The organism is Streptomyces viridochromogenes, assembly GCF_001270495.1.
GTDB lineage: Bacteria > Actinomycetota > Actinomycetes > Streptomycetales > Streptomycetaceae > Streptomyces > Streptomyces viridochromogenes_A.
Map to the genome: position 1 here is coordinate 119,731 of NZ_LGUR01000241.1, position 26,931 is coordinate 146,661.

Here is a 26,931-nt window from a genome sequence, read left to right on the forward strand (position 1 = left end):
GAAAGTGGCAACACCCCCAGGCGGTTCATCGTCGGGTAATTGGTCGTACGGCCCCGGCCAGGGCCAGAACGACGGTTCCCAGAACCCGAACCGTTACAACTTCCCCTCCACGCCGAGCCAGCGGCAGCCGTACGCTCCCCAGGGTCCCGGACCCTCGCCGTACGACCAGCCGCCGGCGCCGCGCATCCAGCCGGTGCAGCCGCAGCGACGCGCCCCTGAGCCCGCGCCCGCCGGGTCGTCGAACAACCCCCTGGTGCGCCCGTACGCCATGACCGGCGGCCGGACGCGCCCGCGCTACCAGCTCGCCATCGAGGCGCTGGTGCACACCACCGCGCAGCCGCACCAGATGCAGGGCCAGTTGCCCGAGCATCAGCGGATCTGCAACCTCTGCCGTGAGATCAAGTCGGTCGCCGAGGTCTCGGCCCTGCTGACGATCCCTCTCGGCGTGGCCAGGATCCTCGTCGCCGACTTGGCGGAGGCGGGCCTGGTCGCCATCCATCAGCCGGGCGGCGACGAGAACGCCGGCGGCCAGCCAGACGTGACACTGCTCGAAAGGGTGCTCAGTGGACTTCGCAAGCTCTAGCGGCGGTCCTTCCCGCTCCACCACCTCGGCGAAGATCGTGGTGGCGGGTGGCTTCGGCGTGGGCAAGACCACGTTCGTCGGGGCCGTCTCGGAGATCAACCCGCTGCGTACCGAGGCCGTCATGACGTCAGCTTCGGCGGGCATCGACGACCTCACTCACACCGGAGACAAGACGACCACGACGGTCGCCATGGACTTCGGTCGTATCACCCTGGACCAGGACCTGATCCTGTACCTCTTCGGTACGCCCGGCCAGGACCGCTTCTGGTTCATGTGGGACGACCTCGTGCGTGGCGCCATCGGCGCGATCGTCCTGGTGGACACCCGCCGTCTCGCCGACTGCTTCCCCGCGGTCGACTACTTCGAGAACAGCGGCCTGCCCTTCGTCATCGCCCTGAACGGCTTCGACGGCAACCAGCCGTACAACCCGGACGAGGTCCGTGAGGCCCTCCAGATCGGTCCGGACACCCCGATCATCACGACGGACGCGCGGCATCGGGCTGACGCGAAGTCGGCGCTGATCACGCTGGTCGAGCACGCGTTGATGGCGCGGCTGCGGTAGTCCCGCGACTTCGGCACGTTTCGGTTGCGGCCCTCGTTCCTCCTGTGGGAGGGATGGGGGCCGTAAGTCGTTTCGGGAGGGGAGCCGAGGGTGATCGCGGAGACGGCCGCATTACGGCTGGGCACGACTGTGGCGAACACGGCGGCGCAGATCTGGCTCGGGGGCAAGCGGCGTGATCAGGAACGCCACCTGTCCCTTGAGGAGTTGGCCCGGGTGCGGGTGCCCGGCGTGAAGTTCTCACGGAGTGTGAAGCGGCAGTTCGAGCAGATCGCCGACGCGGTGTTCGACCGTCTGGAGCCGTTCCTGGAGCACGAGTTCAGGGGACTGGAGGAGTCCGGGCGGCAGGCCGTGATCGACGCCGTGTGCGACACGTTCGCGGCGGCGGACCTCTCCGACGAGGCGCTGCTCGCGGCGGACGCCCAGCCGGCCGAACTGATCCGGCGGATCACCCGGTCCGGGCGGGCCCCGGTGGGGCTGGGCGAGGCGGAAGGCCGCTTGTACGAGCGGCTGTTCACCGAGTGCGTGGAGTACTACGTCCGGATCGTGCGCGGGCTGCCGGTGTTCGAGGAGCGGGCGGCGGCGGAGCTGCTGGTGCGGACCTCCACCCTGGGCGGCGAGGTGGCCCGCGTCCTCGAACGGCTCCCGGACCGCTCCCTGTTCGCCCCGGACGGCACGGACCAGGACACCGCGTTCCGGCGCCGCTATCTGGAGCTGGTCAGCGAGAGCCTGGACGAGGTGGAGCTGTTCCGGCGCACCTCCGACCGCGCGGCCGCCCAGGTACGGCTGTCGGTGGCGTACGTCAGTCTGCGCGCCACCGGGGACGACGGCGCGTGGCGGCGTACGGCGCGCTCACTGCCCCGTCTGCGGGCCGACATGAGCGACTGGGAGACCGCGGACGTCGAGGGCTCCGGGATGCGCGTGGAGGCCGCCTTGCGTGGTTCCTCCCGGGTCCTGCTGCGCGGCGAGGCGGGCTCGGGCAAGACCACGTTGCTGCGCTGGCTGGCGGTCACGGCGGCACGGGGCGCCTTCACGGGCGAGCTGACGGACTGGAACGGCCTCACGCCGGTGTTCGTGAAGCTGCGCGAGTACAGCGGCCGTACGCTGCCCGCGCCGGAGGCCATGCTCGACGGTGTGGCCTCGCCGCTGACCGGGATCATGCCCAGGGGCTGGGTGGAACGCCGGCTCGACAGCGGCCGGGCGCTGCTGCTGATCGACGGCGTGGACGAACTGCTCGACCGGGAGCGGCGGGCGGTACGGGACTGGCTGCGCCGGCTGCTGTCGACGTACGGGGACGTGCGGGTGGTGGTGACCTCGCGTCCTGCGGCCGCGGGGGCGGACTGGCTGCGGCGGGAGGACTTCGCGGCGCTGCATCTGGACCGTATGACACCGCCGGACCTCGCGGCGTTCGTCCGGCAGTGGCATCAGGCGGTGCGGGAGCTGGGCGACGAGTTGCCGTGCACGGTGGACGAACTCCCGCAGTACGAGCAGTCGTTGCTGACGAGCCTGAAGGACCGGGCGCATCTTCAGTCGCTGGCGGGGACGCCGTTGCTGGCGGCGATGCTGTGCGCCATGCATCTGAACCGGGGGCGGCAACTGCCCCGGGACCGGATGGAGTTGTACCGCAGTGCGCTGCACACGCTGGTCCACGACCGGGACGCCCACCGCAATGTGCCGAGCGCGGTGGACAGCGCGTTGAGCCTGGGCGACAAGCTGATCCTGCTGCGGGACCTGGCGTGGCGGCTGTCGGACAACAACCGCAGCGAGATCTCGCTGGAGCAGGCCGCGGTTCATGTGGGCGCGCGACTCAGGGCGATGCGGCATCTGGAGCCGATGGACGGCGAGGCGGTACTGCGGCAGTTGCGGGACCGGTCGGGGCTGCTCCGCTCCCCCGCGCAGGAGCGGCTGGACTTCGTGCACCGGACCTTCCAGGAGTACCTCGCCGCGGAGGAGGCCGCCGAGGAGGACCGGATGGGGAATCTGGTCGGGCGGGCGCATCTGGACCTGTGGCGGGAGACCGTCATCATGGCGGCGGGGCACGCGAACGCCCGTCAGCGGGAGGAACTGATCGGCGGGATCCTGGACCGGGCGGAGGAGGAACCTCGGCACGCGCGGGCGTTGCGGTTGGTGGCGGCGTCCTGCCAGGAGACGTTGCCGTCGGTGTCGGAGGCGTTGGCGGAGCGGCTGGAGGACGCTCTCTCAGCGCTGCTTCCGCCCCGCAGGAAGACAGACCCGCCCTCGCTGGCAGCGGTGGGGCCGAGCCTGCTGCGGAACCTGCCGCGGGCCGGTGGGGAGCTGACCGAGCGGGCGGCGGCGCAGACCGTGCGCACGGCCGCGCTGATCGGCGGGGAGGAGGCGTTGGAGGTACTGGAGGGGTTCACGGGCGACGGCCGCCATGAGGTGATCCTTGAACTCATCGAGGCCTGGGCGTATTTCGAGGCGGACGCCTATGCGGACCGGATCCTTTCGCGGGTGCCGCTCGGCGGCCACCTCGTGAAACTCACGCACTCCGCCCAACGACGGGCCGCGTCCCGGTTGAGATCGCTCACCGACCTGTCCATCCGGTACCCCTTCACGGAGTTCGCGGCAGTGGGCGACCTGCCGCCCCTGACGGATCTCTCCGCGTTCCGGCTGCGCGGTGAGGTCGACCTCCGGGCGCTCCGGAACCACCCCGGCCTGAAGTACCTCGGCCTCAGAGGCGACAACATGTCGCTGAGGCACCTCGCCGTACTGGCGGAGCTGCCGAATCTGCTGTACCTGTTCCTGGACGTCAGCGACACCCCGGACCTGGACAGCCTACGGATGGGGCCGCGGCTCACCCACCTGTCGTTGTGGGACGTGAGCGCGGCCACCGACCTGACTCACTTCGGGGACTGCTCCGGTCCGTGGCGGCTCACGCTGACCACCAAGGAGGTATGTCTGCCCAAGGGCCTGCACGTGGTGGCCGCACTGCCCGAGTTGAGCCTGACCCTCCACACCATCGATGTCGACGCGTGGCTGAAGTCGCCCGGGTTCACCCCGCCCAAGGTGAAGCGACTCAGCCTCTACGACTGTGTCCTCCCCGCCGACCGCGACGCCCTGGACTTCCCCGGCGTCGACGTCAGCATCCACTGAACGCACACCACGGCCCCGCCCTCCCACCCGGGAGAACGGGGCCGTGGCCACACTCAGAACTCAGCGCCAGCTGTGCGGGGCCCGGAAGCCCGGCTCGCGCTCCAGGCGGCGCCAGCCCGCCTTCGCCCTGCCTCGGTGGGCCGGGGCGGGGTCGGACGGCTGGGCGGCGGCGCGGGCCAGGAGGATCGCCGTGATGGCGGCGACTTCCTCGGGCTCGGCGTGGCCCTTCTCGACGCGGATGTCAGGGGTGCTCATAGGTCACAGTCTCCGTGAGAGAGGTTTCCGCGGGGGTACCGCGAATGATCCGCTGGGTTACTGCGGGGGGTTGCCGTGCTTGCGGGACGGCAGGTCGGCGTGCTTGGTCTGGAGCATCGCCAGGGACCTGGCGAGCACCTCGCGGGTCTCCGCGGGGTCGATCACGTCGTCCACCAGGCCGCGCTCGGCCGCGTAGTACGGGTGCATGAGCTCGGACTTGTACTCCTTGACCATGCGGGCCCGCATGGCCTCGGGGTCCTCGGCCTCGGCGATCTGCCGGCGGAAGATGACGTTGGCCGCACCCTCCGCGCCCATCACGGCGATCTCGTTCGTCGGCCAGGCGTAGGTGAGGTCGGCGCCGATGGACTGGCTGTCCATGACGATGTAGGCACCTCCGTACGCCTTGCGCAGGATCAGCGAGATCCTCGGCACGGTCGCGTTGCAGTAGGCGTAGAGGAGCTTGGCACCGTGCCGGATGATTCCGCCGTGTTCCTGGTCGACGCCGGGGAGGAACCCGGGAACGTCCAGGAAAGTGACGATCGGGATGTTAAAAGCGTCACACATCTGGACAAAGCGCGCAGCTTTTTCCGATGCCTCGATGTCCAGGACACCGGCGAGGGACTGGGGCTGGTTGGCCACGATGCCCACCACCTGGCCGTCCACCCGGGCGAGCGCGCAGATGATGTTCCGCGCCCAGCGCTCGTGGACCTCCAGGTACTCGCCGTCGTCGACGATCTCCTCGATGACCTTGGCCATGTCGTACGGCCGGTTGCCGTCCGCCGGGACCAGGTCCAGCAGGACGTCCGAGCGGCGGTCTGCGGGGTCCGTGGCCTCCACGCGCGGCGGGTTCTCACGGTTGTTCTGGGGCAGCAGCGAGAGGAGGTAGCGGACCTCCGCGATGCACGTCTCCTCGTCGTCGTAGGCGAAGTGGCAGACGCCGCTCGTCTCGGCGTGCACGTCCGCGCCGCCGAGGCCGTTCTGGGTGATCTCCTCGCCCGTCACCGCCTTGACCACGTCCGGGCCGGTGATGAACATCTGGGAGGTCTCGCGGACCATGAAGACGAAGTCCGTCAGGGCGGGCGAGTAGGCCGCGCCACCCGCGCACGGGCCCAGCATCACCGAGATCTGCGGGATCACCCCGCTCGCCTTGGTGTTGCGCTGGAAGATGCCGCCGTAGCCGGCGAGCGCCGAGACGCCCTCCTGGATACGGGCGCCCGCGCCGTCGTTCAGGGAGACCAGCGGGGCACCGGCCGCGATGGCCATGTCCATGATCTTGTGGATCTTCGTGGCGTGGGCCTCGCCCAGCGCGCCGCCGAAGATGCGGAAGTCATGGGCGTAGACGAAGACCGTGCGGCCCTCCACCGTGCCCCAGCCGGTGATGACACCGTCGGTGTACGGCTTCTTGGTCTCCAGGCCGAAGCCCTGGGCCCGGTGTCGGCGCAGCTGCTCGACCTCCCGGAAGGAGCCCGGGTCCAGGAGCAGCTCGATCCGCTCCCGGGCGGTCAGCTTGCCCTTGGCGTGCTGCGCCGTGGTCGCCTTCTCGCTCGGGCCGGCCAGCGCCTGCGCACGGATCTCGTGCAGCTCGGCCGTCCGCCCGCGGGCGTCGATCGGCTCACCCGGTGCCTCATCCAAAACGGTCATGTAGCGACCTTACGAAGGACACCGAGGAAAGCGAGCCGTTGACTCCGTACAGTCCTCGGACCCATTTCCTGGTACCCCTGAACAGAACCATCACGGCGTGCAGCCATTCCGACTGCTCAGAGGGCATCCGCGTTGTGGGGGTCGCACAAAGCCGTCAGCCGAGAGCCACCTCACATCGGTGGGTGGCACATACCATCCCCGGAGTGACACGGAGGCGCAGTCGGCGTCCCGTCGAGAGGATCTCGACCGTGTCGTCCGCGTGCCGGACCCGGCGTACGGGGTGGTCCCAGGTGATCTCCAGCGGTTCACCCGTGCGCGGCGGCTCGCTCACGCAGAGCGTAGCGGTACGGCCCCGGCGGCGGAGCAGCACACTCGCGCCGGCCGAGACGGTGAGCGGCCCGACCGTGCCCGGCTGCCAGAAGTTGGCGGCCGTCAGGCCCAGGGAGGGGACGTGCACCGCCTGGCGCGCGCTGTCGTTGGCAAGGACCGACAGCCGGCGGCGGCCCTGTGCGGCCCGGACCGCGACCTCGCGCCGGCCCGCGCCGGGCATGAGCACGTACAGGTAGGTCGCGTCCGTCGGGTCCGTGCCGTGGTCCAGCCAGAGGGTCTGCCAGCGGCGGGTGCGGCGCTCCGTCGTACTGGTGGTGTTGATGTCGGCCCAGGCGCCGGTGCGGTCCTCGCGCAGGGTGCGCAGATCGCCGTACGGCACCACCCAGCCGCCGTGGCCCTCCAGGTGCGCCCAGCCCGGTCCGCGTACGAAGGCCGGGGTGCCGCCCTCCCCCAGGTTGCGGTTGTCGACGACGGTCTCGACGGGGACGCCGTCGGAGCAGCTGATCCCGGCCCCGAGGCAGATCACGGAGTCGTCGACGCAGAACCACGACTTGCGGGCTTCGAGCGTCGACCCCAGTCCCTTCAGGTGCTGCCCGATCGCCGCGTACTCGCCGTCGGTCGTGCCGCCGACCCAGCGCACGTCGGGCTTGGGCTCGCCCCATTCGCCGCCCGCCCGGTCCGGGAGGCGCTTCGTGGAGACGGTCGTGCCGGGGAGGCGGTACCAGTCGACGGTCGGCCAGTACCAGTCCGTGTACTGATCGGCCCGGCCGCCGAGGCCCTCCGCCCACCAGGAGAGCATCCCTGCACCGGTGTGCCAGCCGCGCGGGTTCTCGCCGTTGCCGCACTCGTAGTGGGCGATCCGGTCGCTGGCCATGGCGAGGTTCGCGACGAAGCCGGGGCGGCGGTGCACGGCCCGGTCCATGGCCGCGAAGAGGTGGTGGCCGGCCGGTTCGGGGGCGGCGGGGACCGGTGCCCCGGCGACGGTGTGCAGCCGGGCGAGGTCGGCGACGCCGAACTGACGGGACGTCAAGATCGGGGTGACCGTGTCCCGTTCGATCCACCCCTTGACGCGGCCGTACCAGCGCTCGCGTTCCGCCGCGCTCGCGCCGCCCGCGAGGAGGGCGATCGCGGCGATGATTCCCTGCCCGTGGTAGTGGTCGCTGCGCATCACCTGCCGGTCGTCGCTCTTGAGGTAACCCCGGCTGATGGCACGGCCGTTGACGCTGTCCATCACCAACCCGTCGTGGATGAGGGGCGCGTAGGCCCGCTCGACGCTGTCGAGGACGATCTGTTTGCGGGGGTCGGTGACCTCCCACTCGGATCCGGCGAGCAGGGCGAAGAGGCGGCCGAGGCCGTCGAGGAGGACCTGTCCGTAGGTGCCGGAGTAGGCGACCCAGGTGTGCTGCACGAACGAGCCGTCGGCGTAGAGGCCGTCGCCCTTCGTGACGTACGGGAAGACCGGGGAGAGGGCGTCACGGGCGAGCGCGATCTTCGCCGGGGTCCGGCCGAGGATGCCGCGCAGGGCGACGCTGCGGCAGAGGTCGACGCGGTTGGCGCCGGTGGAGGTGCCGGAGTAGTCCGTCAGCATCGCGTCCGGGATGAAGTGGTCGACGGCCGCGCAGGCGGCGGCGATCCGCGCCTCGGTGAGGTGGTCGTAGAGGGCGGCCGTGATGTCCGTCAGCAGGCGCGGGCTGCCGATCTGCCATTCCCACCAGTTGCCGTAGCGGGTGGTGGAGGGGTTGTAGACCGTGGCGGAGAGGTGGTCGAGGCCGCGCAGGACGTCGGCGAGGAGTGCCGGGTCGGCCGTGGAACCGGTGCCGGACTGGACGTAGGCCTGGGTCATCGTCCACAGGCGGCCGTAGCTCTGGGTGATGCCGGCGGGCGGGTCGTAGGGGTGGCCGGGCCAGAGGGAGGTGGGGGTGGGGGCCATGGTGGCCCGGAAACCGCGGGCGAGGGTGCCGGTCTCCGCGAGGCGGGAGGCGTACGGCTCCGCCGCCGGGTCGTAGCCGGTGCCGAGGGCGATGTCGAGCCAGCGCAGGCGGAGGGTGTCGTAGGCGTCGGCGGAGGCGGCGCGGGCGGCGGGAGCGGGCGCGGCCAGGAGCGCCGCCGCGAGCAGGACGGCTCGGCGGGTGGGTCTCGTGAGCCCTGTGCGCTGAGAGGTCATGTCCTGGGCATCTACCACCTCACCGTAATCACGCCAACACTTTACGGATGCCGTTGAATCCCGAACGGAATAGGTCTACGGTCGGTGGCGTTGATGTAGTTAAAGATTCAACATCACTCACATCGCTTCGAAGGAGCACGTCATGGCGAACCCCGAGCTCACCGGCGACTACACGATCGACGCGGCCCACTCCACGATCGGCTTCACCGTCCGCCACGCCATGGTCACCAACGTCAAGGGCAAGTTCCTCGACTTCAGCGGCTCGCTGCACCTGGACGGGGGGAACCCGTCCGCGTCCTCGGCGTCGATCGACGTCAAGATGGACAGCATCGACACCGGTTCCGCGGACCGTGACGCCCACCTGAAGAGCGCGGACTTCTTCAAGATCGACGAGTTCCCGACGATGACCTTCCGCTCGACCTCGGCGGAGGCCGTCGGCGGCGACGACTACCGCATCACCGGCGACCTGACGATCCTCGGCACCACCAAACCGCTCACCATCGACCTTGAGTTCAACGGCGCCGCGAAGGACCCCTTCGGCAACGAGCGCGTTGGGTTCGAGGGCAAGGCGACGCTCCTGCGCTCCGACTGGGGCCTGACCTGGAACGCGGCGCTGGAGACGGGCGGCGTGCTGGTCTCCGACAAGATCAAGCTGAACTTCGACATCTCGGCGATCAGGAACGCGTGACGCTTCCACTTGGGCGCCGGTGAGCCATGTGCTCACCGGCGCCTCGTCAGTTCCCGGAGGATCGCGGCGACCTGGGCCTCCCGGCCGCGTGGGGTCCGGGCGCGCAGGAGGCCCAGCATGACCTGGTAGCGGTCGGTCCTGCCCAGCTTCTCGAAGACCGCCCTGGCGCGCGGGTTCTCCTCCAGCGCGGCGGTCAGCTCGTCCGGGACCCGTGCGTTGCTCTGCGACTCGTACGCCGCCTCCCAGCGCCCGTCCGCCTTGGCGGCGTCCACTTCGGCGAGGCCGGAAGGGCGCATACGGCCCTCGGCGACCAGTTCCGCCACCCGCCGCACATTGACCATCGACCAGAGGCTCCCGGGCCGGCGCGGGGTGATCCGCTGCGTGTAGTACGACGCGTCGAGTCCCTTGCGCTGCCCCGTGATCCAGCCGTGGCACAGGGCCATGTCGTTGACCTCGGCGGCGCTGACGGAAGGGATGCCGGAGCCCTTCTTGGCGACCTTGACCCACAGGCCGGGGTGCGGGGCGGGGTGCTCGGCCAGCCAGGCGTCGAGGGCGGCGGCGGACTCGAAGGCGAGGGGCTGCGCGGCGTCGGGTGGGGTCATACGGGCACGCTAGGCGGGGAAGGGGTCAGATTCCGTCCTAATGGGCCGCCCTGTACGGCTCGTATGGCTCGTATGGCTCGAGGAGAGCTTCGGCCTGTTCGCGGGCGTGCGCGATGGGGTCCGGGAAGACGTTCAAGCCGTGGGCGACGAGGGCTCCCTCGTGCAGGAGCATGAGGGTGCGGCCCAAGCGGGCCGCGTCGAGCGCGCCGTCCGGCGCATTCGAGGCGATGTCCTCGGCGAGGCCCGTGAACAGGGCCAGCATCCACTCCTTCTGGCCCGTGATGACCGGGTGGGCGGGGTGGGAGGGGTCGCCGATCTCGGCGTGTGCGTTGACCATGCTGCATCCCTTGGACGCCTGCTCCGCCGACCATGCGCGGGAGGCGTCGAACACGGCCAGGACGCGTGCCCTCGCCGTCGCGTGCGCCGCGTCGAGATGGTCGTCGACGTACTGCGCGAGGAACGCCCGCCAGCGCTCGTCCCGGCCCGCCAGGTACTCCACGACGATCCGCTCCTTGGAGCCGAAGCGGTCGTAGAGCGTCTTCTTGGTCACCCCCGCCTCCGCGGCGATGAGATCCACCCCGACGGCGTGGATGCCGCGCTCGTAGAACAGCCGCTCGGCGGCTTCCAGGACGCGCCGCGCGGCTGGCGTCATCGTGATGCGCTGCGACTGCTCCGTGGTGGCCATACCCCGAGAATATACCGATCTGTATAGTGGAGGCCTGGAGCCAGGTATACCGATCTGTCTAGTGGGTGTGATCCCCGTGAACGCTCTGCTCTCGATCGCCTTCGTCCTCTGCTGGAGCTCCGGGTTCATCGGCGCCAAGCTCGGTGCGGGGAGCGCGGCCGCGGTCACGGTCCTGATGTGGCGGTTCCTGCCGCTCGCCGTGATCCTGGCCGTCGTCGCCGGCACGGTGGGGCGCGCGTCGTGGCGGGGCCTCACCGCGCGGGACGCCGCACGGCAGGCCGCGATCGGCGTGCTGTCGCAGAGCGGCTATCTGCTCACCGTCTACTACGCCATCCAGCTCGGGGTCTCCAGCGGCACCACGGCCCTGATCGACGGGGTTCAGCCGCTCGTCGCCGGAGCGCTGGCCGGGCCGCTGCTGCGGCAGTACGTCTCCCGTCGGCAGTGGCTCGGCCTGTGTCTGGGGGTGACCGGCGTCGCCGTCGTCACCGCGGCCGACGCCGCGGCCGCGACCGGGGTCGCCCCGTGGGCCTATCTCGTCCCGTTCCTCGGCATGCTCTCGCTGGTGGCGGCCACCTTCCTGGAGAGCCGCTCCCCCGCACCGGTCGCGCCCGGGGTGGCGATGACCATCCACTGCGCCACCAGTGCCGTGTTGTTCACCGTGTTCGCCGTGAGCACGGGAGCGGCCGAGCCGCCCGCCGAGTCCGGCTTCTGGGTCGCGATCGCCTGGCTCGTCGTCCTGTCCACCTTCGGCGGGTACGGGCTGTACTGGGTCATCCTGCGACGCTCCGGAGTCACCGAGGTCAACGCGTTGATGTTCCTCATGGCTCCGGTCACGGCGGTCTGGGGTGCGCTCATGTTCGGTGAGCCGTTCGGCGTGCAGACCGCCCTCGGCCTGACCGTCGGCCTCGTCGCCGTCGCCGTCGTACAGCGCGAGGGCGACACGCCTCGAACCCGTGCACGGAAACGGCGTGCCCCGGATTCGGAAACCGCGAAAACCGCTGGATCCTCTCACCGGGGCCCGCATGACCGGCCCCCGTGTCCAGCCTCTCCAGCCCCGAAGCCCTCAGACTCCGGCCACCGACTTTCGGGTGGGTGCTCGTGATGTCGGGCTGATCAGCGTCGGCCGGCGCTGCCGGGCCTGGATCACGCTCCAGGTCGAGGCCAGCGCCCTGTGGCGGCTCGGGCTGCATCCCGGTCGGGCGACGCTGTCGCCAACGGCCCCTCGCCGCCCGCCTGGTGGCATGCCGCCGGGGAGCGGAACACGCGGGGCGTTCGGCCGTGAGGCCCGTGTCCTGATTCGGGTGTGGCTGGAATCGGCCCCTTGCCGGTGCGCTCACAGGGTCCACATAATCCAGCAACAGAATTGACCGGCGCATGTCACGAGGGCGGAGGGCGTTCCCATCATCGCTCTCCCTCTGTTCGGCATGCCCTGACGTATCAGCGCTCTCTACGTTCGCATGTCCAACCCCCCACGGAAGGCATCACGTTGAAGAAGCTCCTCACCGCGCTCAAGAGATGCGCGGTCCTCGGCGCCGCCGCACTCGCGATCGTCAGCCTCCAGCCCGTCTCGGCCGCCAACGCGGCCGAGACGCGTGTCGTCGGCGGAACCCGTGCCACGCAGGGCGAGTTCCCGTTCATGGTCCGGCTCTCCATGGGCTGTGGCGGCGCGCTCTACACCCAGCAGATCGTGCTCACCGCCGCGCACTGCGTGAGCGGCTCCGGCAACAACACCAGCATCACGGCCACCGCCGGTGTCGTGGACCTGCAGTCCACCAGCGGTCGTGTCCAGGTCCGCTCCACCAAGGTGCTGCAGGCCCCCGGCTACAACGGCAACGGCAAGGACTGGGCGCTCATCAAGCTCGCCCAGCCCATCAACCTGCCGACGCTGAAGATCGCCACCACCACGCAGTACAACACCGGCACCTTCACCGTGGCCGGCTGGGGCGCGGCCACCGAGGGCGGCGGCCAGCAGCGCTACATGCTCAAGGCCAACGTGCCGTTCGTCAGCGACGCCCAGTGCCGTGCCTACAGCGGCTACAGCGGCCTCATCGCGAGCGAGGAGATCTGCGCCGGCCTTCCGTCCGGTGGCGTCGACACCTGCCAGGGCGACTCCGGCGGCCCGATGTTCCGCCGGGACGCGAGCAACGCCTGGATCCAGGTCGGCATCGTCAGCTGGGGCATAGGCTGCGCCCGGCCGAACGCGCCGGGTGTCTACACCGAGGTCTCGACGTTCGCCTCCGCGATCGCTTCGGCCGCGGCCTCTCTCTGACCTGACCTGCCTGCATCGGGCCTGCATCAGGCCCGCATCACGCCTGTAGCGCGGGCCCGGTGTCTTCGGACACCGGGCCCGTGCCGCTTTCCCGGCCTCGATTGCAGAAGCCTCGATTTCAGAAGCCTCCGCCGCCGTCGAAGCCTCCCCCGCCGAAGTCCCCGCCGCCGAACCCGCCGTCGAAGCCCCCGGCGTCGAAGTCCGCCCCGGACACGTCGCCGCCCTCGTAGCCGCCCTCGCCGTAGCCGTAGCCCGCGCCGTAGTCGGCCCCGTAGGCCGGGGCGGCCATCATGCTGCCCAGCATCGTGCCGATGAGGAGGCCGGGGAGAATGCCGCCGCCGAAGTAGCCGCCTGCCCAGGGTCCGTAGGCCGGGCCGGCGTCCCAGTACGGCCGGCGGCCGTACTCCGTGTCGACCTCGCGGATCGCGGGGTCGCGGCCTTCGGACAGCCGGGTACGGTCGGCCGCGCAGACCGGGACCTCACGGGCGCTCCCGCCGGACGGCGTCCAGGTCTCGTCGGCCACCGCAGTGCCGTGCCGCGGGTCGAAGAAGCACGGCGGGCGGCGCTCCGGAAGGGGGCGGCCCTCCCGGCGGGCGGCCAGCTGGGCGAGGGAGAAGCGACCGTCCGCCAGGGCCTGGGTGACTGCTTTGACCTCCTCCGGTCTGCGGGCGGAGTCCATGGACCGCTTCGCCTGCTCGTAGGCGTCCAGGGCGCTCTCGTAGTCCGCACGCATCGCGTCGTCGGCGCCGGGTTCCGCCGGGTGGAAGTCCAGACGGTCCAGCTCTTCGCCGAAGGCGGTGATGTCCTCGTCGACCACGACCCGCAGCTTCTCCAGCGCCGCCCGCCGCTCCGCCTCGTGGCGCCGCCGGGTGCGCCGGACCAGCGCGTACGCGCCCGCGCCGCCCGCCACCAGCACCGCGCCGACAGCGATCAGCCCGGAGGCGTCCACGCCCGCGCCGCTCCCGCCGTCGCTCCAGCTCGCGGGGGCCGTGCCGCCCACGTTGCGCAGGGCGGAGTCGACGAAGTCGTTCAGCTGGGCCTTGGGGTCGTCCGTACCCCGCACGGCCGCGACCAGGTTGTCCACCGCGTCTTCGGACAGCACCACGGGGTCGGCCGCCGCGCCGAACTCGGCGCCGCTGCGGATGGCGTACAGGCCGGTGATGCCGGTCTCGGTACGGAGGTTCCGGAAGACCTCGTCCGACTCTCCGGCCGGGAGGACTGCCACGAAGACAGGCTTGTCGGCGTCCTCGATCTTGTCGGCGAGCGCCTCGGCGTCCGCGGACGACAGCAGGTCCGAGGCGGCGGGGTCCACGTAGACGGGATCCTCGCGCAACGCCTCGGCGACCTTCGAGAGGTCGGTGGCCGCATGTGCGCCGGGCGCGCCAGCCGTGAGCACCGCGACCGTCGCGGCGACCGGCACGATCAGCAAGCGCATGAGGCCCCGGAAGAGCGGAGTCCTCATACCTTCGACGCTACCTGATGGGCGGGGAAAAGGGATCGGTCCCGGTGGCCGGAATCCCACCGGGGCCACGACCGGGGCCGAGGCCGGGACCGGGACCAGGGCCGACGCCGACGCCGGTGCCGAGGCCGGGGCCGTGGCCGGGGCCACGACCGGGGCCGAGGCCGGGGCCGAGGCCGGGGCCGGGGCCGGTGCCGGTGCCGAGGCCGGGGCCGGGGCCGGGGCCGGGGCCGGGGCCGGTGCCGGTGCCGGGGCCGGTGCCGAGGCCGGGGCCGGGGCCGGGGCCGAGGCCGGGGCCGGGGCCGGGGCCGGTGCCGGGGCCGGGGCCGGTGCCGGGGCCGGGGCCGGGGCCGAGGCCGGGGCCGAGGCCGGGGCCGAGGCCGGGGCCGGGGCCGGGACCACGACCGGGGCCGGCACCAGCCGCGCGATGCCCGCTCCGACGGCGCCGATCAAGAAGTTCGGCGTGCGTGGCCGGGCCGGGGACGGTTCAGGGCGCCTCGATCCGCTTGTCGTCGCTGTCCCCGCCGCGCTGGAGAAACTGCAGACGCCGGTTGCGCAGCCCGGTCACCAACTGATTGCGCCGGTAGTCACGAGCGGGCGACGGCCCCTCGGTCGGGAGCTCCTTGCGCTGGGCGGCGATGTCGACGAGGAGGGACTCGTACGCCGCCAGTTCCTCCCGGCCCAGATCCGTCCGGACATAGCTGGTCAGGACGAAGAGCCGCAGGATCTCACCGATCACGTCCCGCTCGCCGTGCCGTTTCACGACGGCCGCCGCATGGCGGACCCAGTCCCGGTCGCCCATGCGCCGCATGAGCAGCACGGCCATCAGCGCCTGCCCAGGCTGTTCGATGAAGTCCTCCTGGCCGAGGGCCTCGGCCGTCAGCCGGGAGAGCTTGCCGCTGACCAGGACCTGGGACAGCAACGCGTACGAGGCGAGGACGGGAGAGAGGAGTGCCAGCCGGCCCATCAGCTCGTCGAACTCACCGTCCGACACCTCCTGCCCGTCCACGAGGGCCTCTCGGATCTCCTGCCGCTCCAGGGCCTCCGAGAGTGCTTCCCGGATACCCCGCCCGGTGTCGAGCCTCGTCCACTCGTCGGCCATCAGGGCGGCCCGCACGCCGTAGCCGTTCAGGGTCAGCCGCAGCGCCTGACGTTTGAGGTCCAGGTCCCGGACGAGTTCGCTGCTGCGGAGCACGTCGGCGAGGAGGTCGAGCCACTCGACGAACACCTCGAAGTCGGAGCGGTTGGCCTCGCCGCCCGGGCGGTTGTCCTGGACCATGGTCCGAACGGCGTCGGCCTGGTCCTGCAACTCGTCCAGCACCAGGTTGAGTTCCCCCTGGACCTCGGGCGGTGGCGTGGTCGGCGTGTAGGCGAGGTCGGTGGGCCAGAACTCGTCCAGCAGTGACTCCGTGTCGTCCTGCGCCCGCCAGCCCTCCCTTGTCGCCAGCACCGAGAACGGGTCGTTGGCGCCGTCGCCGAGGCGTTCGCGCAGCTCCCGGAAACCGTCCATGACATTGCGCAGCAGCGAGGCGTCGTTGCGGCGCAGCGCGGCCGCGTGCCGGATCACCTGCGCGTAGTCCAGAGGGTTTTCCAGCACCAGCGTCCGGAGTTCCTGGGAGACCTCCATGCGATACGCCGCCAGCAGGGGACGGACCATGGGCTGGCAGAAGTAGATCAGGCCGTCGCGCTGACCGAGGATCCGCTTGGCGATGAGTGCGTCCAGGACGGCGGCCGAGGGCTCGAACCAGCCCAGCCCGTTGAAGTAGTCCAGCAGGAACCGTTCGGCCTCCATGCGGGGCAGGGCGTCCTTGCCCTCCAGGGTGAGTTTCTCGTTCAGGCAGGACAGGATGTCCTGGAGCTCCCGGAAGTCGAGTTCGAAACGGCGGTCGACGCTCGGGTCGTCACGGCCCAGCAGCAGCCCGAGGTACGACTCCAGGATGGCGGTGCTGTTGGCTCCGGCCGTCCAGTCGCCCTGTCCGGCGGTGGCGACCAGGGCGGCCAGCATGGCGGGCGTGCGGGGCAGCCTGCCGCGGCTGAGCAGGTCGAGCATCGCGGTCACGTCGGAGTCGCTCTCTTCCGGGCGCAGCAGACGCACCAGGGCCCGCAGCTCCCGGCGGCCGAAGGGGCCGATGTAGCGGACACGGCACGTCCAGCCCTCTCGGCTCATCTCCTCGCTGAGCCGCTGCCCGGCGGTGGTCCGGGAGCCGAGGATGTACATGTTCTCGGGGTGCTGCGCCATGAACTTGAGCAGGTTCCTCAGCCGCTTCTCGGCCAGCGGGGTGACGTTGTCCACGGCCAGCGCGAGGCGGGGCAGGACGTCCCGCTTCCCGGTGGGGATTCCGGCCCGGGCGAGCTGTGTGCGCACCTCCCGGTCGATGCCGTTCCCGCCGCTCTCCACCGCGGTGAAGTCGATGACCACGGGGGCGTACTGGGCGTCCAGGCGGTAGGCGGTGTACGTCAGCCACTGCAGCGTGCTGGTCAGGCCGCTGTACTCGTCGCCGACGATGACGAATTGGCGGTGCTCGGAGAGGCTGGCCACCAGGTCGTCGGGCGGGATCCTGCCCTCCTCCAGGTCCGTCAGCGCCAGGTACTGGTCGACCGGCAGATGCAGCATGACCGGTGCGACGAGCAGGCGGTCCAGGTCCAACTGCGACCGGTCCGGGGCCAGGATCAGGCTCCGCTCCCGTACGACGTCCAGGAGCCCCTCCGCGGCCAGGTCCGCGGCGGTGCGAGCGACGACCTCCTCCTCCGGCGGGGGAGCGCAGACGTGCCGGACGGGCTCGGCGAAGTCGATGACCTGCCTGCCGCCCCGCACCACGTTGAGGCCCTCGTCGAAGGCGTCCCTGCTGTCGAAGTAGCTGCGCACGTGCACGGTGAAGGCGTGCGGGGCGCGCACCCGGTCGACGTCGACGACGCTGTACGCGTTGAGGTAGTCGCGCGTCTGGTAGAGCGAACCGGCCATGCTGTGCATGAGGGTGCCCGTCTTGTCCACGAGGCCCCGGGGGTCGACGACATGGACGTGTCCGGTGCACAGCATGTCGAACCGGCCCAGTTCCCTGCCTACGTCGCCGCGGTCGAACTCCGCGAGCCAGTCCATCGGATGGTGCATGACGGCGATCTTCACGTCGGCGTCGCCCAGACTGTCCGCGGCCTGGGTCATCTGCCGGTCCCCCACGATGAGGTGCGCCCGGTCCGCGTCGTCCCCCGCCCCCGTCGCCCGCCAGGCCGACGTCAGGCACGCCACGGCGACCGCGCTCCCGCTCACGGTGAAGCGGTGCACGGTGACCAGCGGGGAGATCCGCTCGACGTTCGCACCCCTGTAGTAGTCGTCCACGAACTCCAGCCATGGGGCCATGCGGTCCAGGTAGGCCGTCAGGTTCTTGGCGTCGAGGAGTCGGTTGACCGCGTCCCGGCTGGTCAGGCCCGACAGGAGGCCGTCCTCCTGGAACTGGTCGATCCTGCTGATGTCCACGTCGTGGTTTCCGGGCGCCAGGAGCATGCGGTCGCGGTCCAGTCCCAGCAGCTCCTGGAGGGGATCGAGCAGGGCCTCACGGGCGAAGGCGAACTGTTCCGGCCGCGCGCTGAACGCCAGGTCCCCGCTGAAGATCACCGCATCGACCGGTGTCCGTTCGTGGAAGTCCCGCACGTCCTTCAGGAAGGCCCTGAGCAGCTTGCTCTGGTCGGCTTCCCAGCCCTCCCTGGCGTGCAAGTCACTGATGTGGACGATCCGCATGAAACACCCCCGCATCCCTGGCAACGCACCTCAACAGCTTACGCGCGGGCACCTGCGCGAAATATGGTCATCGGGCTCAACCACCCTGACCCGTGGGCCACTTGAGGGCGACACCCGGCCGGGCAGTGCATACGATGCCTTCCTGCCGCCGTGCGCCGCACGGCCGGCCGCAGGAGAGGCAGGGGGCGGGCATGCTCGGCAAGCGCAGAGCCGCGGACATGAAGGTGTCGGAACTGACCGAGCTGGACCGGTCGCGCGGCCGGGCCGATCTGTTGTGGGAGCTGTTCCGGCAGGCGGAGAGCGAGGTGACCGCGGCGATCGAGTGGTACCTCGCCCGGCGCCGGGGGCCGTCCCTGTGGTCACGCTCGCTGCGCGCCCTGGCGGCCCTCCTGGGCATCGTCGGCACCCTCACCCCGCTGGTGCACGCGGCGGACCCGGCCATCGTGCAGCCCGAGTGGGGTTTCGTCTTCCTGGCCGGTGGCGCGGGCTGTGTCCTGTTCGACCGGATCTTCGGCTTCTCGGCGTCCTGGACCCGGTACATCCGTACCGAGATGGCCTTGCAGCAGGTCCTGAAGAAGGCCCAGGCCGACTGGGCCCAGGCCTTCCTGAGGACGACGGACTCCCCCAGCGACAAGGAACAGGCCGCACTGCTCGCGGTGGTGGAGCGGCTGCGGACGGAGGCTCAGCGCATCATGGAGGACGAGAGCGCGGCCTGGATCGGCTATCTCGCGGACGGCGTCGAGGAACTGACCCGGTCCACATCGCACACCGCCGGTCAGCGGCCCGGGGCGGCGGGGCTGTTCCGCCTGGATCGGCAGGCCGTACGCGACCGGGGCGGCGAGGTCGCGCACCGGCCGCGCGACACGGCGATGTGACCCACCGCCCGCCGCCTACCGCCCGCCGAGCCGCCGCCCACCGAGCCGCCGGGCCTACTCGGCCGGCGTCACCCCGGCCCGCAACAGGCCGTACGTGTACGCGTCCTCCAGCGCCTGCCAGGACGCCGCGATGACGTTCTCGGCGACGCCGACCGTGGACCACTCCCCCGCCCCGTCGGACGTGGAGATCAGGACGCGGGTGGTGGACTGGGTGCCGTGGACGCCCTCCAGGATGCGGACCTTGTAGTCGACGAGGTCCAGCTTGGCGAGCTGGGGGTAGATCTTCTCCAGCGCCACGCGCAGCGCGCGGTCGAGGGCGTTGACCGGGCCGTTGCCCTCCGCGGTGGCGACGATGCGCTCGCCCTTGGCGAAGAGCTTGACCGTGGCCTCGTTGGCGTGGGTGCCGTCGGGGCGGTCCTCGACGATCGCGCGCCAGGACTCGACGTCGAAGTACTTCAGCGGCCTGCCCTCGACCTCGGCGCGCAGCAGGAGTTCGAAGCTCGCGTCCGCCGCCTCGTACGTGTAGCCCTTGAGCTCGCGCTCCTTGACCCGCTCGACCACCCGGCCGACCAGCTCGCGGTCGCCGCCCAGGTCGATGCCGAGTTCCTTGCCCTTGAGCTCGACGGAGGCACGGCCCGCCATGTCGGAGACCAGCATCCGCATGGTGTTGCCGACCAGCTCGGGGTCGATGTGCTGGTACAGGTCCGGGTCGACCTTGATCGCGGAGGCGTGCAGGCCGGCCTTGTGCGCGAAGGCGGAGACGCCGACGTACGGCTGGTGCGTGGACGGGGTGAGGTTGACGACCTCGGCGATGGCGTGCGAGATACGGGTCATCTCGCGCAGGTGGCCGTCGGGCAGGACCTTCTTGCCGTACTTCAGCTCCAGGGCCGCCACGACCGGGAAGAGGTTGGCGTTGCCGACCCGCTCGCCGTAGCCGTTGGCCGTGCACTGGACGTGGGTCGCGCCCGCGTCGACCGCGGCGAGGGTGTTGGCGACCGCGCAGCCGGTGTCGTCCTGGGCGTGGATGCCGAGCCGGGCGCCGGTGTCGGCGAGGACGGTGGAGACGACCGCCTGGACCTGGGCGGGGAGCATGCCGCCGTTGGTGTCGCAGAGGATGACGACGTCGGCGCCGGCCTCCGAGGCCGTACGGACGACGGATTTCGCGTACTCGGGGTTGGCGCGGTAGCCGTCGAAGAAGTGCTCGCAGTCGACGAAGACGCGGCGGCCCTGCCCGCTCAGGTAGGACACCGTGTCGCGGACCATCTCCAGGTTCTCGTCCAGCGTGGTGCGCAGGGCGAGTTCGACGTGCCGGTCGTGGGACTTCGCGACGAGGGTGATCACCGGGGCGCCGGAGTCCAGGAGGGCCTTGACCTGCGGGTCCTCGCTCGCCTTGCCGCCCGCGCGGCGGGTCGCGCCGAAGGCGACCAGCTGGGCGTGCTTGAAGTCGATCTCCTGCTGGGCGCGCGCGAAGAACTCGGTGTCCCGGGGGTTGGCACCGGGCCAGCCGCCCTCGATGAAGCCCACGCCGAAGTCGTCCAGGTGCCGTGCGATGGCCAGCTTGTCGGCGACGGTGAGGTTGATGCCCTCCCGCTGGGCGCCGTCGCGCAGGGTGGTGTCGAAGACGTGGAACGAGTCGTCGAGCTCGCTGGTTACCGTCATGGTCGTAAGGCTCCTGTGTTGGATCTCGGTCTACCGGAATGACCGGTTCCACCGCCCCCACCTATGGTCCCTCACGCTCTCCGCCCGGCTGCGGGTGGGCCGGGAAACAGAAAAACCTCTCGCGGGTGCGAGAGGTCTGCGCGCGGGTCGAGGACGACGGTGTCCACCCGTACCTGGTCGTACGTGGTGGTCACTGCGGACCGGCGCGCCTGCTGCCAATAATCATGGCGAACGAGAGCACGGGGGCAGTCTGGCACAGACCGTCCCCGGGCTCACCGTCCGTCTCAGGATGCGAGCACTGCGTTGATCACCGCAGGCGGCGCAGGAACCCGTCACTCACGCCGTTGGTGTCGCCGGTGACCAGCTGGGCGGAGCCGGAACCGAGGCCGAGGAGCTTGTCGTCGCCGCCGAACGAGGTGACGTAGACGTTGTCGTCGGTGGCGGGGCCGCCGGTGACCGTCTCGCTGGCGAGGCTTGACGTGCCGGTGCGCAGGTCCCGTACGTAGATGTTGTCCTGGCCCTCCGCGGCCCTGAATCCGTAAGCGACGTAACGGCCGTTGCCGCTGATCTCGGGGCCGGAGATGACCGCGGGGTCGCCCGTGCCGTCGTGGACGATGCCGCGGGTGGTGTCGGCCCGCAGGTCGCGCACATAGGTGCTGGTGTTGACCGCGGTGCCGGCCGGGACGAGGTCCTCGCCGCGGTACGTGAAGGCGACGTAGCGGCCGTCCGCCGAGATCGAGGGGTCCAGGCCGTAGCGCTGGGCGGGCGTGCCCTGCGGGGTGACGTCGACCTGTTCCTCGGTGCCGGTGCGGCGGTCGTGCACCATCATCGCGCCGCCCCCACCACGCGGTCCGAACCGGTCGTAGACCACGTACCGGCCGTCCGCGCTCATGTCCAGGTGGTAGGAGCCCCACTCCGGGTGGTCCCCGTTGGTGATCCGCTCGACGGTGCCGGAGCGGCGGTCGGTGAGGTACACGGCGGGGTAGATGACCGTCTGGCCGGACTCCATCCGGTTGGGCCGGGCGGTGAAAGCGACGTACCGGCCGTCGTCGGAGATCGCGGCGGCGCCGTGCGCGTAGGCCGAGCCGCCGTCGGGGGTCGTGCTGACCCGCTCGGTGCGGTGGGTGACCCGGTCGTGGACGTAGATGTCCTTGGCCCAGTACTCCTTCGGCTCCGGCCAGTCGGTGAGGTTGTCGGCGGTCGAGACGAGCACGACGTACCGGCCGTTGGCGCTGATGGCCGCGGGCGTGGTGCCGGCGTCGGCCTGGGTGCCGTCGGACGTGACGCTGATCCGCTCCAACCGGCCCGTGCGCAGATCGCGTACGAAGCTGTCCTCCACGCCGTTCGTGTCCCCGGGCACGAGGTTCGGCGCATGGGAGGAGAACGCGGCGTAGCGGCCGTTCGCGCTCAGCTGGGGCCCTCCTGCGTGGTCGGTGCCCTGTTCTCCCGTGCTGGACACGGTGATCCGCTCGGTGGACGGGTCTCTGGGCGCTGCGCTCACCGACGTCGCCGTGAGCGCCACCGTGGCGGTGACGAGGGCGGTGGCGAGCGCGGTGCGTGTGCTGGCGTACAAGATCTGTTCCCCCTGTTGTGGTGCCGGCTCCCTACGAGGCAAACGCACCGCGCACTACAGGGTCAATCCGCAAAATTGCGTACAACCAGGACGTGAGCTCAGGAGTCCGCGAGGAGACTTTCGTCGAGGAACTCCCGTACGTGGCTGAGAACTTGCGCCCGGTCCGTGCCCCGCAGCCCGATCGCCACATGGATGGAGAACCCGTCGAGCAGGGCCCGCAGCCGCGCCGCGAACCGGTCCGGGTCGATCCGCCGGAACTCGCCCCTGGACACCCCCTCCGCCAGCAGGGCCACCAGGTCGCGGTGCCAGGCGCCCTCGATCGCGGCCTGGCGGTCGCGGGCGTCGTCGTCGGCGTTCTGCGAGCGGTTCCAGACCTCCAGCCACAGCGTCCAGTGCGGGTCGCGGTGGCCCTCGGGGACGTACAGGTCGACATACGCCTCGATCCGTGCGCGGACCGAGGAGGCCCGCGTGAGCAACCGGCCGCGCTCGGCGCCGAGCCGGCCCTCGCTCCACTCCAGGGTGCGCAGCAGCAACTCGTCCTTGGAGTGGAAGTAGTAGAGGAGATGGCCGCTGCTCATGCCGACCTCACGCCCGAGCGCGGCCATGGTCAGCTTCTCCAGGCCGCGCTCGGCGATCATCTCCATGGCCGCGGCGAGGACGTCCGCACGGGGCGGGGCCGGGGTACGGCGACGGGCTCCCGGGGTGGTCATACGGGGGTCACCCGCACGGCGTCGGGCAGGAAGTGCGTCTCGAACGGCCCGGAGCAGTCGGCGAACAGCGTCGCCACCTCCGCCCCGCACCCCGGGCACACCCGGTTCGGTCCCTCCAGTCCGGGCGAGCCACAGCAGCCGATCTCCTCCACGGCGGGGTTGGACGCCAGGAATCCGACGGTGTCCTCGCGGTGGACCACCAGGGTGTCCCGGGGCCCGGCCGACATCAGGAACCCGTCGCCGTCGGGGTCCGACATGCTGACCCCCGGGACCGCCGCCCCCGCCCACTCCGGGTCCGGATGCGGCACGAAGGGTGCCCCGGACGGCTCGGGGTCCACCGCGTAGGTGCCGCGCGGCACGGTGGACGGGGCACGATGCGAGCCGTCGGAGTTCTTCCGCCCGTCGTACTCGGGGCGCGCGGGCAGCTCGGGCAGCAGGCGCAGCGGTTCGCTGAGAGGGCGGCCGCAGGCGGTGCAGAGCAGCAGTACGTTCACCCGTACGTTCTACCTGACGACCGTCCTCGGCTGCTGCTGGGTGATGCAGTGGATGCCGCCGCCGCCCGCGAAGATCGTCCGGGCGTCGACGAGTGTCACCGTCCGCTCCGGGAACAGCCGGCGGAAGATGCCGGCCGCGATCTCGTCGCGCGGGTCGTCGAAGCCGCACAGCACGACGCCGCCGTTGCAGAGGTAGTGGTTGATGTAGGAGTAGTCGGCCCAGTGGCCGTCCGCCTCCAGGACGGTCGGGGCGGGCACCTCGACGACCTCCAGGCGGCGGCCGCGCGCGTCGGTCTGCGCCTTCAGCAGGCCGACGACCTCCCGGGTCACCTCGTGGTCGGGGTGCGCCGGGTCCGGCTGCACATGGGCGACGACCACGCCGGGGCGGGCGAACGCGGCGACGATGTCGACGTGCCCGAGGGTGCCGAAGCCGTACGGCGGGTAGTCGCCGGTCAGGCCGCGCGGCAGCCAGATCGCCTTGCGGGTGCCGAGCATGGCGTGGATCTCGGCCTCCACCTCCGCCCGCGTCCACTGCGGATTGCGCTCCGGCCCGAGCTGGACGGTCTCGGTGAGCAGGACCGTCCCCTCGCCGTCGACATGGATCGCACCGCCCTCGTTCACCAGCTTCGAGGCGTACGTCCTCGTCGAGCCGGCCAGGTCGGAGACATGCGCGGCGATCTTCGCGTCGTGCTCCCAGCTCGCCCAGTCCTGCGCGCCCCAGCCGTTGAACGTCCAGTCGACGGCCGCGAGTTCACCGGCGCCGTTGGTCAGGAAGGTGGGGCCGATGTCCCGCATCCAGGCGTCGTCGAGGTCCCGCTCGACGGTCTCCACACCCGGCCCGAGCAGCGTCCGGGCCTCCTCGGACTGCCCCGGGCCGCACACCACCGTCACCGGTTCGAAGCGGCGCACGGCACGGGCGACCGACGCCCAGGCCAGACGGGCGGCCACGAGATCCCCGGGGTCCTCGAAGGTCACGTTCGGCCCCGGCCAGGCCATCCAGGTGCGCTCGTGCGGGGCCCACTCGGCGGGCATACGGAAGCCGTCGGAGGCAGCAGACATGGGGGGTCCTTAGAGGAAGTAGAGGCGGTTGAGGGAGACGGAGTCGGCCGGCTCGGAGCGCAGCGGATCGCCGTCGAGGGTGACCAGTCCGGTGCGCTGGTCAACGTCGACGGCTCCGGTACGGGAGTTGAGGCGCAGGTCGGCGGGCCCGATGCCACGGGTGCCCCGGACGGCGACCCTCCTTCTGCGGGTGGGCATCGAGTCGCCCCCCTGGTCGACGGCGGCCTGCGCGACGAAGGCGACCGAGATGTCGGCGGGCGTGGCCCCGTACGCCCCGAACTGCGGCCCCAGGACGAGCGGTTCGCAGGTGTCGGTCGCGGCGTTGGGGTCGCCCACCACGCCGTACGCCGGGAACCCGGACTTCAGCACCAGCTGCGGCTTGGCGCCGAAGTACTCCGGCCGCCACAGCACGATGTCGGCCAGCTTGCCGACCTCGATCGATCCGACCTCGTGGGCGAGGCCGTGGGCGATGGCCGGGTTGATGGTCAGCTTGGCCATGTAGCGCAGGACGCGCTCGTTGTCGTGCTCGTCGGGGGCGCCGAACTCGGCCTTCATCTTCCCGGCCATCGCGAACGTACGGCGGACCGTCTCGCCGGCCCGGCCCATGCCCTGGGCGTCCGACGAGGTGATGCCGATCGCGCCCAGGTCGTGCAGTACGTCCTCGGCGCCCATGGTCCCGGCGCGGATGCGGTCGCGGGCCATGGCGGCGTCGCCCGGCAGGTCGGTCTTCAGGTCGTGGACCGAGACGATCATGCCGTAGTGCTCGGCGACCGCGTCCCGGCCGAAGGGCAGGGTGGGGTTGGTGGAGGAGCCGATGACGTTCGGGACGCCCGCCATCTTCAGGACGTTCGGGACGTGTCCGCCGCCGCAGCCCTCGATGTGGAAGGCGTGGATCGTGCGGCCCTCCAGGACGCGCAGGGTGTCCTCGACCGACAGGCACTCGTTCAGCCCGTCGCTGTGCAGGGCCACTTGGACGTCGTGTTCCTCGGCGACGCGCAGGGCCGTGTCCAAGGCCCGGGTGTGGGCACCCATGTCCTCGTGCACCTTGAAGCCGGAGGCACCGCCCTCGGCGAGGGCCTCCACCAGGGGCGCGGAGGACGACGACGAACCGCGCCCCAGGAAGCCGATGTTGACCGGCCAGGCGTCGAAGGCGCCGAACGCGTGCCGCAGCGCCCACGGCGAGTTGACGCCGACGCCCCACACCGGCCCGAACTCCTGCCCGATGATCGTGGTCACGCCGGACGCGAGCGAGGCCTCCATGACACGCGGCGACAGCAGGTGCACATGCGTGTCGACGGCCCCGGCGGTGGCGATGAGCCCCTCGCCGGACACGATCGAGGTGCCCGTGCCGACCACGACGTCGACCCCGTCGAGGGTGTCGGGGTTGCCGGCCCGCCCGATCGAGCAGATCCGGCCCTCCCTGATCCCGATGGAGACCTTCCGGATCCCGAGCGCCGCGTCGATCACCACCACGTTGCTGATGACGACGTCACAGGTCTCCCGGACGGCGGCGGCCTTGAGGTGCAGTCCGTCCCGGGCGGTCTTGCCGAACCCGGCGAGGAACTCGTCGCCGTACCGCTGGGAGTCCGACTCGACGCGGATGGTCAGACCCGAGTCGCCGAGGCGGACGCGGTCGCCGGCGCGGGGGCCGTGGGTGGCGGCGTACTCGTACGGGGTGAGACGGCGGGCCTGTGCCGGGTGGCCTCCGGGGCGGCTCATCGCTCGACCTCCTGCTCCTGATCAGCTGTTTCCGTGACGCCGAGGTAGCCGCAGGCGGCGGCGCGGCGCAGTGCCTCCTCGCGGGCACCGGGCGCGTCCAGCGCCCCGTCGACGAGCCCCGCGAACCCGATCGCGATCCGGTCGCCCCCGATCGGCACAAGCCCGACCTCGACGCGCTCCCCCGGCCCGAAGCGCGTCGACGACCCCGCCGGCACGGCGAGCCGCATGCCGTAGGCGGCGCCCCGGTCGAAGTCGAGCCGCGGGTTGGCCTCGAAGAAGTGGAAGTGGGAGGTCACGGAGACGGGCACGGTGGCGGTGTTGGTGACCGTCAGCCGTACGACCGCCTCCGGCTCGGCGTGCTCGGGCCCCGGCAGCAGCGCGCCCGGGGCCTGCGGCCCCAGCCCGCCGCCGAGGGGGTCGGACACGACCGCGAGTCGCGAACCGTCGTCGAAGACGGCCTCGACATGCACCTCGGTGACGACGTCCGCGACGCCCGGCAGCACGTCGTCCGGGCCCAGCACGGAGCGGGCACGCTCGATGGCCTCGGCGAGCCGGACCCCGTCGCGGGCGGCCTCGCACACGGTGTCCGCGATCAGCGCGGTCGCCTCCGGGACGTTCAGCCGGAGCCCGCGGGCCCTGCGCGCCCGGGCCAGCTCGGCGGCTCCGAAGAGCAGCAGCCGGTCACGTTCGGTGGGGGTGAGTCTCATGACCCGGGCACCTCCTTGCCTCGCCCACTTTAGAGCATCACTCTAAACACGAG

21 protein-coding genes are annotated in these 26,931 nt (G+C 71.2%); 7 read left to right on the plus strand and 14 right to left on the minus strand.

Features of this window, described 5'->3' with window-relative positions; genetic code table 11:
- Positions 1 to 4 precede the first annotated feature (4 nt).
- The 3 genes from ADK36_RS38065 to ADK36_RS38075 all read left to right on the plus strand — a co-directional run bounded on the left by ADK36_RS38065 (position 5) and on the right by ADK36_RS38075 (position 4,256).
- Positions 5 to 583, plus strand: coding sequence for a DUF742 domain-containing protein (locus tag ADK36_RS38065; protein ID WP_048580614.1), 579 nt, complete (start codon positions 5 to 7; stop codon positions 581 to 583).
- Complete coding sequence (locus tag ADK36_RS38070; protein WP_026248371.1) at positions 564 to 1,145, plus strand: GTP-binding protein; 582 nt, start codon at positions 564 to 566, stop codon at positions 1,143 to 1,145. Before ADK36_RS38065 ends, ADK36_RS38070 begins: the two co-directional genes overlap by 20 nt.
- Before the next feature lie 90 nt (positions 1,146 to 1,235).
- Positions 1,236 to 4,256, plus strand: coding sequence for an NACHT domain-containing protein (locus tag ADK36_RS38075; protein ID WP_053200842.1), 3,021 nt, complete (start codon positions 1,236 to 1,238; stop codon positions 4,254 to 4,256).
- Positions 4,257 to 4,316: 60 nt separating this feature from the next.
- Here ADK36_RS38075 and ADK36_RS38080 read toward each other — a convergent pair whose 3' ends face one another.
- The 3 genes from ADK36_RS38080 to ADK36_RS38090 all read right to left on the minus strand — a co-directional run bounded on the left by ADK36_RS38080 (position 4,317) and on the right by ADK36_RS38090 (position 8,646).
- Positions 4,317 to 4,511 (minus strand): acyl-CoA carboxylase subunit epsilon, encoded by a 195-nt coding sequence (locus ADK36_RS38080; protein WP_030051307.1) that lies wholly within the window; start codon positions 4,509 to 4,511, stop codon positions 4,317 to 4,319.
- 57 nt (positions 4,512 to 4,568) lie between these two features.
- Positions 4,569 to 6,152: an acyl-CoA carboxylase subunit beta gene (locus ADK36_RS38085; RefSeq protein ID WP_048580612.1), complete on the minus strand. Its 1,584-nt coding sequence runs from the start codon at positions 6,150 to 6,152 to the stop codon at positions 4,569 to 4,571.
- Positions 6,153 to 6,306: 154 nt separating this feature from the next.
- A complete protein-coding gene (locus tag ADK36_RS38090; RefSeq protein ID WP_053200845.1) occupies positions 6,307 to 8,646 on the minus strand; it encodes a polysaccharide lyase 8 family protein in 2,340 nt (779 codons plus the stop codon).
- A gap of 142 nt (positions 8,647 to 8,788) precedes the next feature.
- Here ADK36_RS38090 and ADK36_RS38095 point away from each other — a divergent pair, with 142 nt between their 5' ends.
- Complete coding sequence (locus ADK36_RS38095) at positions 8,789 to 9,334, plus strand: YceI family protein (RefSeq protein WP_048580610.1); 546 nt, start codon at positions 8,789 to 8,791, stop codon at positions 9,332 to 9,334.
- A 32-nt stretch (positions 9,335 to 9,366) separates the two neighbouring features.
- Here ADK36_RS38095 and ADK36_RS38100 read toward each other — a convergent pair whose 3' ends face one another.
- Positions 9,367 to 9,936 (minus strand): YdeI/OmpD-associated family protein, encoded by a 570-nt coding sequence (locus ADK36_RS38100; protein ID WP_048580609.1) that lies wholly within the window; start codon positions 9,934 to 9,936, stop codon positions 9,367 to 9,369.
- A gap of 37 nt (positions 9,937 to 9,973) precedes the next feature.
- Entirely contained in the window at positions 9,974 to 10,621 is a 648-nt protein-coding gene (locus ADK36_RS38105) for a TetR/AcrR family transcriptional regulator (RefSeq protein ID WP_053200847.1), read from the minus strand.
- Positions 10,622 to 10,697: 76 nt separating this feature from the next.
- Here ADK36_RS38105 and ADK36_RS38110 point away from each other — a divergent pair, with 76 nt between their 5' ends.
- Together ADK36_RS38110 and ADK36_RS38115 are read left to right on the plus strand one after the other, a co-directional pair.
- The gene (locus tag ADK36_RS38110; protein WP_078916143.1) at positions 10,698 to 11,723 is read left to right on the plus strand and encodes a DMT family transporter; all 1,026 of its coding nucleotides are present in this window, start codon (positions 10,698 to 10,700) and stop codon (positions 11,721 to 11,723) included.
- 384 nt (positions 11,724 to 12,107) lie between these two features.
- Entirely contained in the window at positions 12,108 to 12,890 is a 783-nt protein-coding gene (locus tag ADK36_RS38115; protein ID WP_048580607.1) for a S1 family peptidase, read from the plus strand.
- 118 nt (positions 12,891 to 13,008) lie between these two features.
- On the opposite strand, the gene ADK36_RS38120 is transcribed toward ADK36_RS38115, so the two are convergent.
- Together ADK36_RS38120 and ADK36_RS38125 are read right to left on the minus strand one after the other, a co-directional pair.
- Positions 13,009 to 14,352 (minus strand): hypothetical protein, encoded by a 1,344-nt coding sequence (locus ADK36_RS38120; protein ID WP_053200888.1) that lies wholly within the window; start codon positions 14,350 to 14,352, stop codon positions 13,009 to 13,011.
- Between the two features lie 484 nt (positions 14,353 to 14,836).
- Positions 14,837 to 18,082 carry a metallophosphoesterase gene (locus ADK36_RS38125; protein ID WP_048580606.1) on the minus strand — a complete coding sequence of 1,082 codons (3,246 nt, stop codon included), beginning with the start codon at positions 18,080 to 18,082 and terminating at the stop codon, positions 14,837 to 14,839.
- A 191-nt stretch (positions 18,083 to 18,273) separates the two neighbouring features.
- Here ADK36_RS38125 and ADK36_RS38130 point away from each other — a divergent pair, with 191 nt between their 5' ends.
- The gene (locus tag ADK36_RS38130) at positions 18,274 to 18,957 is read left to right on the plus strand and encodes an SLATT domain-containing protein (protein WP_048580605.1); all 684 of its coding nucleotides are present in this window, start codon (positions 18,274 to 18,276) and stop codon (positions 18,955 to 18,957) included.
- A 54-nt stretch (positions 18,958 to 19,011) separates the two neighbouring features.
- On the opposite strand, the gene cimA is transcribed toward ADK36_RS38130, so the two are convergent.
- The 7 genes from cimA to ureA all read right to left on the minus strand — a co-directional run bounded on the left by cimA (position 19,012) and on the right by ureA (position 26,878).
- Entirely contained in the window at positions 19,012 to 20,616 is a 1,605-nt protein-coding gene (cimA, locus tag ADK36_RS38135; RefSeq protein ID WP_053200849.1) for a citramalate synthase, read from the minus strand.
- Positions 20,617 to 20,923: 307 nt separating this feature from the next.
- Complete coding sequence (locus ADK36_RS38140) at positions 20,924 to 22,189, minus strand: TolB family protein (RefSeq protein WP_053200852.1); 1,266 nt, start codon at positions 22,187 to 22,189, stop codon at positions 20,924 to 20,926.
- A 98-nt stretch (positions 22,190 to 22,287) separates the two neighbouring features.
- Entirely contained in the window at positions 22,288 to 22,899 is a 612-nt protein-coding gene (locus tag ADK36_RS38145; RefSeq protein WP_048580602.1) for a TetR/AcrR family transcriptional regulator, read from the minus strand.
- Positions 22,896 to 23,393: a hypothetical protein gene (locus ADK36_RS38150; RefSeq protein WP_048580601.1), complete on the minus strand. Its 498-nt coding sequence runs from the start codon at positions 23,391 to 23,393 to the stop codon at positions 22,896 to 22,898. The genes ADK36_RS38145 and ADK36_RS38150 overlap by 4 nt, the downstream gene beginning before the upstream one ends.
- Positions 23,394 to 23,402: 9 nt before the next feature.
- Positions 23,403 to 24,452, minus strand: a complete 1,050-nt coding sequence (locus ADK36_RS38155; RefSeq protein WP_053200854.1) for an agmatine deiminase family protein — start codon at positions 24,450 to 24,452, stop codon at positions 23,403 to 23,405.
- Positions 24,453 to 24,461: 9 nt separating this feature from the next.
- Positions 24,462 to 26,171, minus strand: coding sequence for an urease subunit alpha (locus ADK36_RS38160; protein ID WP_048580599.1), 1,710 nt, complete (start codon positions 26,169 to 26,171; stop codon positions 24,462 to 24,464).
- Positions 26,168 to 26,878, minus strand: a complete 711-nt coding sequence (gene ureA / locus ADK36_RS38165) for an urease subunit gamma (RefSeq protein ID WP_048580598.1) — start codon at positions 26,876 to 26,878, stop codon at positions 26,168 to 26,170. Before ureA ends, ADK36_RS38160 begins: the two co-directional genes overlap by 4 nt.
- Positions 26,879 to 26,931: the final 53 nt, after the last annotated feature.

Coding starts and splice junctions, on each gene's coding strand:
- ADK36_RS38160 (WP_048580599.1), bottom strand. CDS start 26,171: ATGAGCCGCCCCGGAGGCCACCCGGCACAGGCCCGCCGTCTCACCCCG.
- ADK36_RS38145 (WP_048580602.1), bottom strand. CDS start 22,899: ATGACCACCCCGGGAGCCCGTCGCCGTACCCCGGCCCCGCCCCGTGCG.
- ADK36_RS38085 (WP_048580612.1), bottom strand. CDS start 6,152: ATGACCGTTTTGGATGAGGCACCGGGTGAGCCGATCGACGCCCGCGGG.
- ADK36_RS38090 (WP_053200845.1), bottom strand. CDS start 8,646: ATGACCTCTCAGCGCACAGGGCTCACGAGACCCACCCGCCGAGCCGTC.
- ADK36_RS38155 (WP_053200854.1), bottom strand. CDS start 24,452: ATGTCTGCTGCCTCCGACGGCTTCCGTATGCCCGCCGAGTGGGCCCCG.
- ADK36_RS38080 (WP_030051307.1), bottom strand. CDS start 4,511: ATGAGCACCCCTGACATCCGCGTCGAGAAGGGCCACGCCGAGCCCGAG.
- ADK36_RS38100 (WP_048580609.1), bottom strand. CDS start 9,936: ATGACCCCACCCGACGCCGCGCAGCCCCTCGCCTTCGAGTCCGCCGCC.
- ureA (WP_048580598.1), bottom strand. CDS start 26,878: ATGAGACTCACCCCCACCGAACGTGACCGGCTGCTGCTCTTCGGAGCC.
- ADK36_RS38095 (WP_048580610.1), top strand. CDS start 8,789: ATGGCGAACCCCGAGCTCACCGGCGACTACACGATCGACGCGGCCCAC.
- ADK36_RS38105 (WP_053200847.1), bottom strand. CDS start 10,621: ATGGCCACCACGGAGCAGTCGCAGCGCATCACGATGACGCCAGCCGCG.
- ADK36_RS38130 (WP_048580605.1), top strand. CDS start 18,274: ATGCTCGGCAAGCGCAGAGCCGCGGACATGAAGGTGTCGGAACTGACC.
- ADK36_RS38120 (WP_053200888.1), bottom strand. CDS start 14,352: ATGAGGACTCCGCTCTTCCGGGGCCTCATGCGCTTGCTGATCGTGCCG.
- cimA (WP_053200849.1), bottom strand. CDS start 20,616: ATGACGGTAACCAGCGAGCTCGACGACTCGTTCCACGTCTTCGACACC.
- ADK36_RS38125 (WP_048580606.1), bottom strand. CDS start 18,082: ATGCGGATCGTCCACATCAGTGACTTGCACGCCAGGGAGGGCTGGGAA.